Annotated in this window: 10 protein-coding genes and 1 pseudogene; 5 read left to right on the forward strand and 6 right to left on the reverse strand. The window is 72.1% G+C overall.

What is annotated here, in order from left to right:
- The first annotated feature begins 1 nt into the window (after position 1).
- Together FVS66_RS01120 and FVS66_RS01125 are read left to right on the forward strand one after the other, a co-directional pair.
- Positions 2-427 carry a DUF742 domain-containing protein gene (locus FVS66_RS01120; protein WP_149179051.1) on the forward strand — a complete coding sequence of 142 codons (426 nt, stop codon included), beginning with the start codon at positions 2-4 and terminating at the stop codon, positions 425-427.
- Positions 408-1028: an ATP/GTP-binding protein gene (locus tag FVS66_RS01125; protein WP_149179052.1), complete on the forward strand. Its 621-nt coding sequence runs from the start codon at positions 408-410 to the stop codon at positions 1026-1028. Before FVS66_RS01120 ends, FVS66_RS01125 begins: the two co-directional genes overlap by 20 nt.
- A gap of 5 nt (positions 1029-1033) precedes the next feature.
- Here the strand turns inward: FVS66_RS01125 and FVS66_RS01130 are convergent, their stop codons facing one another.
- From FVS66_RS01130 to FVS66_RS01140, 3 genes and pseudogenes are all read right to left on the reverse strand, one after another.
- Positions 1034-2272 carry a lipid-transfer protein gene (locus FVS66_RS01130; protein ID WP_262386727.1) on the reverse strand — a complete coding sequence of 413 codons (1239 nt, stop codon included), beginning with the start codon at positions 2270-2272 and terminating at the stop codon, positions 1034-1036.
- Positions 2230-2700, reverse strand: a complete 471-nt coding sequence (locus tag FVS66_RS01135) for a Zn-ribbon domain-containing OB-fold protein (protein WP_149179053.1) — start codon at positions 2698-2700, stop codon at positions 2230-2232. The genes FVS66_RS01130 and FVS66_RS01135 overlap by 43 nt, the downstream gene beginning before the upstream one ends.
- A gap of 133 nt (positions 2701-2833) precedes the next feature.
- Positions 2834-3646: pseudogene (locus FVS66_RS01140) on the reverse strand (M15 family metallopeptidase); the annotation flags it as partial.
- A 44-nt stretch (positions 3647-3690) separates the two neighbouring features.
- Between FVS66_RS01140 and FVS66_RS01145 the strand changes: the two are divergent.
- Positions 3691-4212 carry an NUDIX domain-containing protein gene (locus tag FVS66_RS01145; RefSeq protein ID WP_187645326.1) on the forward strand — a complete coding sequence of 174 codons (522 nt, stop codon included), beginning with the start codon at positions 3691-3693 and terminating at the stop codon, positions 4210-4212.
- Between the two features lie 66 nt (positions 4213-4278).
- On the opposite strand, the gene FVS66_RS01150 is transcribed toward FVS66_RS01145, so the two are convergent.
- On the reverse strand, positions 4279-6642 hold the full coding sequence (locus FVS66_RS01150; RefSeq protein ID WP_149179054.1) for a glycoside hydrolase family 31 protein: 2364 nt from the start codon (positions 6640-6642) through the stop codon (positions 4279-4281).
- A gap of 216 nt (positions 6643-6858) precedes the next feature.
- Between FVS66_RS01150 and FVS66_RS01155 the strand changes: the two genes are divergently transcribed.
- On the forward strand, positions 6859-8886 hold the full coding sequence (locus FVS66_RS01155) for an acetoacetate--CoA ligase (RefSeq protein WP_149179055.1): 2028 nt from the start codon (positions 6859-6861) through the stop codon (positions 8884-8886).
- A 75-nt stretch (positions 8887-8961) separates the two neighbouring features.
- On the forward strand, positions 8962-9855 hold the full coding sequence (locus FVS66_RS01160; protein WP_149179056.1) for a hypothetical protein: 894 nt from the start codon (positions 8962-8964) through the stop codon (positions 9853-9855).
- Between the two features lie 67 nt (positions 9856-9922).
- Here FVS66_RS01160 and ptsP read toward each other — a convergent pair whose 3' ends face one another.
- Both ptsP and FVS66_RS01170 read right to left on the reverse strand, forming a co-directional pair.
- Positions 9923-11593 (reverse strand): phosphoenolpyruvate--protein phosphotransferase, encoded by a 1671-nt coding sequence (gene ptsP / locus FVS66_RS01165; protein WP_149179063.1) that lies wholly within the window; start codon positions 11591-11593, stop codon positions 9923-9925.
- An 83-nt stretch (positions 11594-11676) separates the two neighbouring features.
- Positions 11677-12126 (reverse strand): PTS glucose transporter subunit IIA, encoded by a 450-nt coding sequence (locus FVS66_RS01170; protein ID WP_149179057.1) that lies wholly within the window; start codon positions 12124-12126, stop codon positions 11677-11679.
- Positions 12127-12577 lie beyond the last annotated feature (451 nt).

Genomic DNA, 12577 nt, shown 5'->3' on the forward strand with positions numbered 1-12577 from the left:
GATGAGCGACGCAGCAGCGAGACAGGCACGGCGAGGCCGTCACACCGAGGCCGCGCACCACTGGTTCGACGACGACGCCGGACCCGTGGTGCGCCCGTACGCGATGACGCGTGGCCGCACCAGCAGTGCCACCCGCCACCGTCTCGACCTGATCGCGGTGGTCGTCCCGGAGCCCGCGGCCGACGACCCCGGCCGTGACCAGACGCTCTCCCCGGAACATGTGGAGATCGTCGAACGCTGCAGCGAGCTCCCTCAGTCGATCGCCGAGCTCGCCGCCGGGATGGACCTGCCCGTGGGCGTGGTCCGGGTCCTGGTCGGCGACCTCGTCGAGGACGAACTCGTCCACGTAACCCGTCCCGTTCCGCCGGCCGAGCTGCCGGATGTGAGCATTCTGCGTGAGGTGATCAATGGCCTTCGGGCGCTCTAGCCGCAAGGGTCCGCCACCGGTCGAGCCGGTGACGCTGAAGATCCTGGTCGCAGGCGGCTTCGGGGTGGGCAAGACCACTCTGGTGGGGGCGGTGAGCGAGATCCGGCCGCTGCGCACCGAGGAGAACCTGACCGAGGCGGGCCGGCCGGTCGACGATCTGAACGGCGTCGAGACCAAGTCCACGACCACGGTCGCCATGGACTTCGGCCGGATCACCCTCCGCGAGGACCTGGTGCTGTACCTGTTCGGCACGCCCGGACAGGACCGGTTCTGGTTCCTCTGGGACGAGCTCGCGCAGGGCGCGCTGGGCGCGGTCGTGCTGGCGGACACCCGCCGCCTGGAGGATTGCTTCGCGGCGATCGACTACTTCGAGCGGCGGCGCATCCCGTTCGCTGTCGCCGTCAACTGCTTCGACGACGCCGAGCCCTACCCGGCCGAGACGGTACGGGCCGCCCTGGACCTCGACGGCGGCGTGCCGCTGATGATGTGCGACGCGCGGGAACGCGAGTCCGTCAAGGAGGTCCTGGTGGCGGTCGTCCAGCATGCGATGACCTTCACCGAAGCGAACCCGGAGTCGACCCCGGAACCGGTCACCACCTGACGCGCTCACCGCACCGCCACCACCGCCGAACCATGCCCGAACAGCCCCTGGTTCACGGCGATCCCGGCCCGCGCACCCGCCACCTGCCGGGCACCGGCCGCGCCGCGCAACTGCCATGTCAGCTCGCACACCTGGGCGATGGCCTGCGCGGGCACCGCCTCCCCGAACGAGGCGAGCCCACCGCTCGTGTTCACCGGAACGCGCCCCCCGAGCGCCGTCACGCCCTCCCGGACGAGCTTCGCGCCCTCACCCGCCCCGCACAGCCCGATGTCCTCGTACCACTCCAGCTCCAGCGCGGTGGACAGGTCGTACACCTCGGCGAGGTGCAGGTCGTCCGGGCCGATGCCCGCCTCCTCGTACGCGGCCCGCGCGATCGACGCCCGGAACGAGCCCGGCACCGCGGACGCGCCCACGACGGAGTCCGTCGCGATGTCCGGCAGGTCCAGCACCGTCCGCGGATAGCCGGGCGTCACCGTCGACACCGCCCGGATACGGACCGGATCGGCCACCCCGTGGCGCCGCGCGTATGTCATGGACGCCAGGACCAGCGCCGCGGCGCCGTCCGACGTGGCGCAGATGTCCAGCAGCCGCAGCGGGTCGGCTACCACGGGCGACGCGGCGACCTCCTCGGCGGTGACCGGCCGCCGGTAGCGGGCGTACGGATTGAGTGCACCGGCCGCCGCGTTCTTCACCTTGACCTGCGCGAAGTCCTCCGGTGTCTCCCTGTGCACGGCCATCCTGCGCCGCGCGAAGAGCCCGAAGTACGCCGGGTTGGTCGCCCCCAGCACGCGAAACCGCAGCCAGTCGGGATCCTCGGGCCGGTCCCCGCCCGCGGGCGCGAAGAAGCCCTTGGGCGCCGAGTCCGCGCCCACCACCAGCACCACATCGGCCAGCCCGGCCAGGATCTGCGCCCGGGCGGCCGCGACGGCCTGGGCGCCGGACGCGCACGCCGCGTACACGCTGGTCACCCTCGCCCCCTGCCACCCCAGCGCCCGCGCGAACGTCGCCCCCGCCACGTACCCGGGGTACCCGCCGCGCACCGTGCCGGCGCCGACCACCGACCCCACGTCCCGCCACTCGACGCCGGCGTCCGCGAGCGCCGCCCGCGCGGCCCGCACCCCGTATGCGACGAAACCCCGCCCCCACTTGCCCCACGGGTGCATCCCCGCACCCAGCACCGCGACCTCGCCGCCGGCGCCGCTCACAGCGCCCCACCGGGACGCCGTACCGGCCGCCAGTGCCAGGTGGTCCACACGGTGCCCGCCTCCCGGTCCTCGTTCAGGACCCCCGGCACCACCTCGACCTCCATGCCCACCGCCAGGTCCGCGACCCGCACGCCTGGCGCGGCCTGCCCCAGCACCACCATCCGCTCCGCCGCCAGCTCGACCGCCACCAGCGTGTACGGCTCCCAGGACGCACCCGGGTCCGAGACGTACGGCGCGGGCGGCCGGTACCGCCCGTCGGTGTACGACCACACCCGCCCCCGCTTCGACAGCGGCGCCTCCACCAGCTCACCGCCGCCCGGGCACCCGGGGTTCCGGCAGAGGTCGTCCTCACGCGGGAAGAACACCGCCGCGCACGCCGAGCACCGCGTCCCCAGCAGCCGGAAGCCGTCGTCACCCCCGCTGTCGGTGAACCATCCCGGAACCACCGGCCTGCGCACCCTCGCCACGGGCTTCCCCTCCCGACGCACCTGACGCACCTGACAGACCTGACGCACCTGACAGACCTGACAGACCTGACGCACCCGACGGACCTGACGCACCCGACTTAGTTGACGGTCCGTCAGGAGTGTGCCCACCGAGCCCCGCCACCGAACGCCACGCCACCGGGAAGTCGAAGTAGGTGTCCGGGAAGGTCTCCGGCCTGTACGTGTAGTGCCACCACTCCTCCGGCAGATTCACGAACCCCTCCGCCGCCAGCGCACTCCGCAAGAGGTCCCGGTTCTGCCGCTGCACCCCCTGAACGCGCGGATCATCGGTGTGCGACAGCGTGTCGAAGCAGTCGAAGCCGGTTCCCATGTCCACGGAGTTGTCGGGGAACCGCTCCTCCTCCGGCGCCGCGCAGTCCACCAGCGGCTCTCCCGGCACATAGGCCCGCGTCGGGGCGGCGGGCAGCCGTACCAGCGTCACATCGACCGTCGAGCCCCGGCTGTGCCCGGACTTCTCCGCGATGTACCCGTCCTCGAACAGTCGTGACTTGTCCACCCGCGGATAGAACTCCGCCTTCATCCGCTCGTCCTGGAGATCCTCCGCCCACCGTACGAAGTGGTCGACGGCCCGCTGCGGCCGGTAGCAGTCGTACACCTTCAGCGAGTAGCCCCGCCGCAGCAGCCGCACCTGCGCCCGGTGCAGGGCTCTCGCCGCCGGCCGGGTCAGGACGCACACCGGCTGCCGGTACCCGTCCACGGGCTCACCCACGAAGTCGTGTCCCGTCGTGTAGCGCATCTCCTGAAGGATCGTCGGATCCACCGACCGCAGCGCCACGAACTCCTCCGGCGCCTTCGGCTCGGGATTCGCCGACGCCATGGGCGCGGTGGCGGCGGAGGAGGAGACGGCGAACAACCCGGCGGCGACGGTGGCGACCACGCCACGCACAAAATCGACACGTCCTGTCATGCACACCGTCTATCAGCCGGTCAACGATCGGTACAGTGCGCCTCGTGCAGAACACCCATTGCGCCCATTGCGGCGCACCCTACGCCGACCAGGCGGCCCCCTGGCCCCGCACGTGCCCCGGCTGTTCCACCGTCACCTACCGCAACCCGCTCCCCGTGGCCGTCGCCCTCCTCCCGGCCACCGGCCCCCAGGGCACCGGCCTCGTCGTCATCACCCGCACCATCGACCCGGGACGCGGCGGTGTAGCGCTTCCCGGAGGGTTCATCGACCACGCGGAGGACTGGCGTGACGCGGTCGTACGCGAACTCCAGGAGGAGACAGGTATCAAGGCGGCCGCCCACAAGGTACGCCTGGCGGACGCCATGAGCTCACCCGGCGGCCACCTCCTCCTCTTCGGTCTCCTGCCGGAGCGCCCCGCCGCCGAACTGCCCCCCTCGACCCCCACCGCCGAGACCGCCGGCCACCACACCCTGTACGCGCCCGCCAGCCTCGCCTTCCCCCTGCACACCGAGGCCGTACGCAAATGGTTCGCGGGGGAGTACGACCAGCCGCGCACCCGAACCTAGCCCTGCGCGACCCACCCGCTCAGCACCCTCACCGCACCTGGCGACACGTCCCCTTTGCTCGGCCACTCACCCCAATCCGCGCACCCGCACCCCCTCAGGCCCCACCGTCACCGTCCCCTCGTCCGTCACCCGCTCCACCCGGACCTCGCCGTTCACCCACCGCGTCACATACCGCTCCACCTCCGTCTGCTCCCACCCGTCACCCACATCCCGTACGACAAGGCCGCCTCCCGACCGGCCCGGCGCGGGTGCCCACGCCTCGAGTTCCTCCGCCCCGTCCTCACCCCGCACCGGAACCACCGCACCCGCCCGCACCAGCACCGGAACCCGCGCCAGCGGCGCCTCCACCAACACCTGGCCCGGCCCCTCGTACACCTGCCCCGTCACCATGTCGTACCAGCGACCCCTCGGCAGCCGCACCGCCCGCCGGTCCGTACCCCGCGTCAGCACCGGCGCCACCAGGAGCGCGTCCCCCAGCAGGAACGCGTCCTCGCAGTCCCGCAGCGCCCGGTCCTCCGGCGCCCCCCACCACAGCGGCCGCACATATGGCGCTCCCGTACGACGGGCCAGGCGCGCCAGCGTCACGAAGTACGGCCGCAGCCGCTCCCGCTCCTCCAGCGCCGCGCGCGCGTACTCCAGCACCTTCGGCCCGAACTCCCACGGCTCCCGCCGCCCCGCGTCGATCGCCGCATGCGTACGGAACAACGGCAGCCACGCCCCCAGCTGGAACCACCGCACATAAAGCTCCGGCGACGGAAACCCGTCGAAACCACCCACATCAGGGCCCGAATACGGCACCCCGCACAGCCCCAGCCCCAGCACCAGCGACAGCGACGCCCGCAGCCCCGGCCACCCCGTCGCCACATCCCCCGACCACGTCCCGCCGTAACGCTGCATTCCCGCCCACCCCGCGCGCGAGAACAGGAACGGCCGCTCGTCCGGACGGAGCCGCTGCAGCGCCTCGTACCCGGCCCGCGCCATCGCCAGCCCGTACACGTTGTGCGCCTCCCGGTGGTCCCCGCCCCGCCCCTCCAGCGCGTGCCGCGCCGACCGGGGCAGCGTCATGTCCCCGAACGGGGCGAACGACACCGGCTCGTTCATGTCGTGCCACACCCCGGCGAACCCCTGCGCGAGCCGCTCCTCGTACAGCCCGCCCCACCACTCCCGTACCGCCGGGTCCGTGAAGTCCGGGTACACGCACTCACCCGGCCACACCACCCCGCGCACCACCTCGCCCCGTGCGTCCCGTACATACGCCCCACGCGCCCCCACGCGCGCACCGCCCTCGTACACCGCCCCGCCCGGCTCCGCCTTCACCGCCGGGTCGACGATCGACACCAGCCGCACCCCCTGCTCCCGCAGCTCCGCCGCGAGCCCCGGCAGATCCGGGAACCGCTCACGGTCCACCGTGAACACCCGGTGCCCGTCGTAGTGGTCGATGTCCAGATGCAGCCCCGACAGCGGAAGCCCCCGGTCCCGGTACCCGGCCACCACCCGCCGCACCTCCTCGGCGCTGCCGAACCCCCACCGCGCGTGCTGCGGCCCAAGCGCCCACGACGGCGGCACCACGGGCGCGCCCGTCAGCTGGGTCCAGCCGTGCAGCACCCGCGCAGGAGTCCCCACCACCACCCAGCAGCGCAGCGGACCCCCGCTCATCCGCACCTCGCTCAGCCCCGGCCGGTCGTGCCCCGAACCGGCTCCCTCCTCGCCCTCCCGCAGCGAGACCTGCCCCTCCCATGCGTTGTCGTGGAACGCCAGATGCGTCCCCGCGTCCGCCACCACCCACTGCACCGGCATCGTGATGTACAGCGGATCGGTCCCCGGCCCGAAGGTCCCGCGCGGATCGGTGTTCCACAGCCGGTACACCCCGTCGCGCAGCCGCGGCCCCGACGACCGCCCCCCGAGCCCGAAGAACCGCGCGTCCGCCGGCACCTCCGACCGCTGCACCCACCGCGAGGGACCCCCGCCCACCGGCTCCCACCACCGCGGCGGCAGATCCCGCCGCAGCACCACCCCACCGGGCGTCCGCACCTCCACCGCCCCGTTCCGCGACACCGCGACCGTCACCCGCTCGGCCACCACCCGCCAGCCGCCGTCCGTGTCCGGCTCGAGCACCACGCGCGCGTCCGGCTCCGGCACCTCACCCACCAGGGCGTACGACGGAAACGGCTCCGCCCCGTCCCACCCCCAGAACACCGCGCCCCCCACCGACACGCACACCCGCAGCTCCGACCGCGCAAACCGGACGATCCCGCCGCCCGGCAGCGGCTCCACCCCCGCCACAGGACCCGGCACCCGCGCCCGCTCCGGGCCCCGCGGCGGCAGCCCCACGGCGTCCGCACGCCGCTGCCGCCACACCGATCGCATGGCCCGCAGCCCCCGCACCCTGCCGAACACCCACACCGAACGCACCAGCTCACGACCGTCCATGCCGATCACCCTGCCACCCACCAGGGGGCGCACGGGAGGCGTTCAACGTCCGTTCACCCGTGGTGGCACCACATGTTCAGCAACCCGACCATGGGTGGGGAACCCTGGTGCGAAGGAGCCGCCCATGGCATCGTCCCTGTCAGCCGCGTCACGCGCACACCCACGCACGTGCGCGGGACACACGCAGATCCGCGTACAGCCAGGGAGCACACCCCCATGACATCGACGTCAGCGACAGCGCACTCCGAGCCACCCGAGCCGCTCTGGCAGCCGGACCAGGACCGCATCGCCTCCGCCGCGGTCACCCGCTTCCAGGCATGGGCCGCCGAGCGCCACGGAGCCCCCGCGGACGGCGGATACCCGGCACTCCACCGCTGGTCCACCGACCACCTCGACACCTTCTGGCAAGCCGTCACCGAGTGGTTCGACATCCGCTTCACGACCCCCTACGAGCGCGTCCTCGGCGACCGCGCCATGCCCGGCGCCCAGTGGTTCCCCGGCGCCACCCTCAACTACGCCGAACACGCCCTGCGCGCCGCCGACCAGCGCCCCGACGCCCCGGCGCTCCTCCACGTCGACGAGACCCACGAGGCCACCCCGGTCACCTGGGCCGAACTCCGCAGTCAGGTCGGCGCACTCGCCGTCGAACTCCGCGCCCTCGGCGTACGCCCCGGCGACCGCGTCAGCGGCTACCTGCCCAACATCCCGCAGGCCGTCACCGCCCTCCTCGCGACCGCAGCCGTCGGCGCCGTCTGGACCTCCTGCGCCCCCGACTTCGGCGCCCGCAGCGTCCTCGACCGCTTCCAGCAGGTCGAACCCGTCGTCCTCTTCACCGTCGACGGCTACCGCTACGGCGGCAAGGAGCACGACCGCCGCGACACCGTCGCCGAACTCCGCCGCGAACTGCCCACCCTCCGCGCGGTCGTCCACATCCCGCTCCTGGGCACGGACGCTCCCGAAGGCACCCTCGAATGGGCAGCACTCACCGCCGGCACCGCGACATCGGAAGCGGTGGCCCCCGTCTTCGAACAGGTCCCCTTCGACCACCCCCTGTGGATCCTGTACTCCTCCGGAACCACCGGACTGCCCAAGGCCATCGTCCAGTCCCAGGGCGGCATCCTCCTCGAGCACCTCAAGCAGCTCGGCCTCCACTGCGACCTCGGCCCGGACGACCGCTTCTTCTGGTACACGTCCACCGGCTGGATGATGTGGAACTTCCTCGTCTCCGGCCTCCTCACCGGCACCACGGTCGTCCTTTACGACGGAAGCCCGGGCTATCCCGCCACCGACGCCCAGTGGCGCGTCGCCGAACGCACCGGGGCCACCCTCTACGGCACCTCCGCGGCCTACGTCATGGCCTGTCGCAAGGCCGGTGTCCACCCCGCCCGCGACCACGACCTCTCGAAGATCGCCTGCGTCGCCACCACCGGCTCACCGCTCCCCCCGGACGGCTTCCGCTGGCTCCACGACGAATTCGCCGAAGCGGGCCACGACCTGTGGATCGCCTCCGTCAGCGGCGGCACCGACGTGTGCAGCTGCTTCGCCGGAGCCGTCCCCACCCTCCCCGTCCACATCGGCGAACTCCAGGCCCCCTGCCTCGGCACAGACCTCCAGGCATGGGACCCGCACGGCAAGCCCCTCACCGGCGAAGTCGGCGAACTCGTCGTCACCAACCCCATGCCGTCCATGCCGATCCACTTCTGGAACGACCCCGACGGCAGCCGATACCACGACAGCTACTTCGACATGTACCCCGGCGTGTGGCGCCACGGCGACTGGATCACCATCACCGACCACGGCTCCGTCGTCATCCACGGCCGCTCCGATTCCACGCTCAACCGCCAGGGCGTCCGCATGGGCAGCGCCGACATCTACGAAGCCGTCGAGCGCCTGCCCGAAATCAAGGAATCCCTCGTCATCGGCATCGAGGAACCCGACGGCGGCTACTGGATGCCGCTCTTCGTCCACCTCGCGGAAGGCGCCACCCTCGACGACGACCTGATCAGCCGCGTCAAGCAGACCGTCCGCACCGAACTCTCCCCCCGCCACGTCCCCGACGACATCGTCGAAGTCCCGGGCATCCCCCACACCCTCACCGGCAAGCGCATCGAGGTCCCCGTGAAACGCCTCCTCCAGGGCACCGCCCTCGACAAGGCCGTCAATCCCGGATCCGTCGACAACCTCGACCTTCTCCGTTTCTACGAAACCCTCGGACACCAGCGCGGACAACGCCCCCGAGCCTGACCGACCGACCCCGCTGTCAGTCCCCCCGATTACGCTGAGTAAGTATTGATAAACAGCTGATCACCAGGGGGACTCATGGCGCACACCAGGAACACGGCATCCCTGCGGCGGGCGCTGCGCCGCGAAGTACCGAGCACCGTCGGCCTCCTCGCCGACGAACAGGACTTCGCGGCCATGCGCCGCTACCGCTCCTTCACCTTCGACGACCACACCCGCTACCTCCACGAGACCGAGCGCCTCCTCAGGACCCTCGCCGCCGGCGGAGCCCACACCACCGTCGCCCTGTTCGACCCCGAGGACTACGCCGCGTACTGCGTCGAAACCGGCCTCGACCCCGACACCCCGGCCAGCCGCAGCCGCTACACCGCCGAGATCGCGGCAACCGGCGCCCGCGTCGCCTACACCGGACAGCCCATCGCGGACCTTGTCCCCCTCCTCATCGACACAGCTGTCCGCCACGCCACCCGTGAGTACGCCACGATGCTCCTCGCCGAGGCCGGCCAGTGCGCCGACTGCGGGCAGGACATCGGCCGCGCCGCCTTCGACCAGGCATCCCGCGCCGTCCTCCACCTCCTCGACCGGGCAGGACCAGGTGCGCACCACCTCGTGTGCAGCATCCCCGCCGCCGACCAGCACCTCCTCGCCGTCCTCCACACCGACCGCACGGAGACCGGCCCCGCCCGCATCGACTCCGCCGAAGGCGCCGAGTTCGTCACCGTCCTCGCCGCGGGCATCGCCCGCGCCACCCCCGGCGGACTCGTCCTGCGCACCAGCACCACCGGCACCCCAGACCGCCTCCACGGCTGGCGCCTGGACAACGGCCGGCTCGTCCCCCTCACCGAGGCCGAGGTCTTCAACGCCTACTGCACCGACTCAGACACCGGCGAACCCCTCCCGCCCGAACCAGGCGTCGAATACCGAGCGGGCTACGACCTCGCCCCCGACGACGGCCGCCCCACCCACCACTAGCCGCAGGAAAAGGAGAGGGGCCCTCCCGTAGCACGGGAAGGCCCCTGGAACCCCTCAACCCACCGGCTCACTCTCCGGAGAGCACCGCCTGCGCGGCGAGCCGTGCCTCCTCCGCCGAATCGGCCGCCCGCGCCGCGGCGGCGGCCCGCTCGCACTGCGCGAGCGTGTACTTCGCCAGCGTCGTCCGCACATAGGGAATCGACGCGGCACCCATCGACAGGGAGGTGACACCCAGACCCGTCAGCACACACGCCAGCAGCGGATCGGAGGCGGCCTCGCCACACACACCGCAGCTCTTGCCCTCGGCCCGCGCGGCCTCGGCCGACAGCGCGACCAGGTCCAGCAGCGCCGGCTGCCACGGGTCCTGCAGCCGCGACACCGCACCCACCTGCCGGTCCGCGGCGAACGTGTACTGCGCCAGGTCGTTCGTGCCCAGCGACAGGAACTCGACCTCCTGCAGGATCGAACGCGCCCGCAGAGCGGCCGACGGGATCTCCACCATCGCGCCGAACTTCGCCCGCAGCCCCGCCTCACGGCACGCGTCCGCGAACGCCCTCGCGTCCGTGCGGTCCGCCACCATCGGCGCCATGACCTCGAGGTACACGGGCAGCGCCTCGGCCGCCTTCGCCAGCGCCGTCAGCTGCGTCCGCAGTACCTCCGGGTGGTCCAGCAGCGTCCGCAGACCCCGCACACCCAGCGCCGGGTTGGGCTCGTCGCCGGGCGTCAGGAAGTCCAGCGGCTTGTCCGCGCCCGCGTCCAGCACACGCACGACGACCCGACCCTCCGGGAACGCCTCCAGCACCTTCCGGTACGCCTCGACCTGCTTCTCCTCCGACGGCGCCCGCTGGCTGTCGTCCAGGAACAGGAACTCCGTACGGAACAGACCGACACCCTCGGCCCCGGCCTCCAGCGCGGCCGGCACATCCGCGGGGCCACCGATATTCGCCAGCAGCGGCATCTTGTGCCCGTCCGACGTGGCACCCGGCCCGGTCGACGCCGCCAGCGCGGCCTTCCGCGCCGCCGCGGCCAGCTCCATCTCGGCACGCTTCTCGTCGCTCGGGTCGACGAAGATGTCACCCGTGCTGCCGTCCACGGCGATCACGGTGCCCTCGGCCAGCTCGCAGGCCCCCGGCAGGGCCACCACGGCCGGCACACCCAGCGCCCGCGCCAGAATCGCGCTGTGACTGGTGGGCCCGCCCTCCTCGGTCACGAACCCGAGAACCAGCGCCGGGTCCAGCAGCGCCGTGTCCGCGGGCGCCAGATCCCGCGCGATCAGCACATACGGCTCGTCGCTGTCCGGCACACCCGGCATCGGCACACCCAGCAGCCGCGCCACGATACGGTTCCGCACGTCATCCAGGTCCGCGACCCGCCCGGCCAGGTACTCACCGGCACCCGCCAGAAGCGCCCGGTACGCGGCGAACGCGTCGTACACGGCCCGCTCGGCGGTCGAGCCGACGGCGACACGACGGTCCACATCGGCCATCAGCTCGGGGTCCTGCGCCATCATGGCCTGCGCCTCGAGCACGTGCTGGGCCTCACCACCGGCGAGGTTGCCCCGCGCTATGAGATCGGCGGCCACCGCCTCGACGGCCTTGCGGGCGCGCCCCTGCTCACGCTCCGCCTCATCCGCGGGGATCTGCTTGGCCGGCGGCTCCAGGACCGCCGTACCCATGTGCCGTACCTCGCCGATCGCCACCCCGTGGCTCACACCGACGCCGCGCAGCGTTGTCTCCATCTTCACCCGTCTCCGATCGAGCGGCGGTCCCGCCGCCGCGTAGGAACTTGCCGTTCAGTGCCGCCGTACGGACGGCGGTGACATCACTGCCAGGTGAAGAGGGTGTCGCCCGACTTCACGTCGCCGTCCTCGCGCAGCTCACCAAGGGAGCCGGGCGTGGCCTCCAGCGCGACGACCGGACAGATGGCGGACTTGCCCGCCTCCTCCACCGCGGCCGGGTTCCAGCGCACGATGTCCTGACCGCGCGTAACGGTGTCGCCCTTGTTGACGAGCAGCTCGAAGCCCTCGCCGTTCAGCTGGACGGTGTCGATCCCGAGGTGCGTCAGCACACCGTGCCCGTCCCCGTCCACGACCACGAAGGCGTGCGGGTGCAGGGAGACCACGACTCCGTCGACGGGTGCGACGGCCGTGGACGGCTCACGCACGGGGTCGATGGCGGTCCCCGGCCCGACCATGGCCCCGGAGAACACGGGGTCGGGTACGGCGGCAAGTCCAATGGCGCGGCCGGCGAGGGGCGACGTCACGGTGGTCATGGAGGGCCTCCCAGAGGGCGGAGATTGAGTGTCGCCGTCGCTGCCTGTCCTGGACGGCGTACTGCTGTTCAGAGCGTATGTCATAGGAAGTCCCGATTCCGCATGATCAAGTACTGGTTGGCAGCCCTCGGGACCACCGGCATGGTTTGCCTCAACTAGCGGGCACGGGTACCGTCGTAGCCCTGCCTGACGCCCGACGCGACTGTGAGTCGAGGGTCGGCAGCGGCGCCTGTCAGGGCGAGATCCTAACTGGTCTACACCACTGCTGGTCTACACCTCTGCGTGCAGGGGTGTACGGGGGAGTGGTCAGAACGGCAGAAGATCCCTGATAGAGTCGGCGCCGCCGGAAGGGGAAACGCGAAAGCGGAGAACGGCCCGGCAGCCCGCTCCAGCGGGTGGCAGAAACGGAAAACGGATCTGCTAAGCTGGAAACACGAAAGACCGAAGGGAA

Source organism: Streptomyces sp. TRM49041 (genome assembly GCF_008271805.1).
Lineage (GTDB): Bacteria > Actinomycetota > Actinomycetes > Streptomycetales > Streptomycetaceae > Streptomyces.

Coding starts and splice junctions, on each gene's coding strand:
- ptsP (WP_149179063.1), bottom strand. CDS start 11,593: ATGGAGACAACGCTGCGCGGCGTCGGTGTGAGCCACGGGGTGGCGATC.
- FVS66_RS01125 (WP_149179052.1), top strand. CDS start 408: ATGGCCTTCGGGCGCTCTAGCCGCAAGGGTCCGCCACCGGTCGAGCCG.
- FVS66_RS01155 (WP_149179055.1), top strand. CDS start 6,859: ATGACATCGACGTCAGCGACAGCGCACTCCGAGCCACCCGAGCCGCTC.
- FVS66_RS01160 (WP_149179056.1), top strand. CDS start 8,962: ATGGCGCACACCAGGAACACGGCATCCCTGCGGCGGGCGCTGCGCCGC.
- FVS66_RS01170 (WP_149179057.1), bottom strand. CDS start 12,126: ATGACCACCGTGACGTCGCCCCTCGCCGGCCGCGCCATTGGACTTGCC.
- FVS66_RS01150 (WP_149179054.1), bottom strand. CDS start 6,642: ATGGACGGTCGTGAGCTGGTGCGTTCGGTGTGGGTGTTCGGCAGGGTG.
- FVS66_RS01120 (WP_149179051.1), top strand. CDS start 2: ATGAGCGACGCAGCAGCGAGACAGGCACGGCGAGGCCGTCACACCGAG.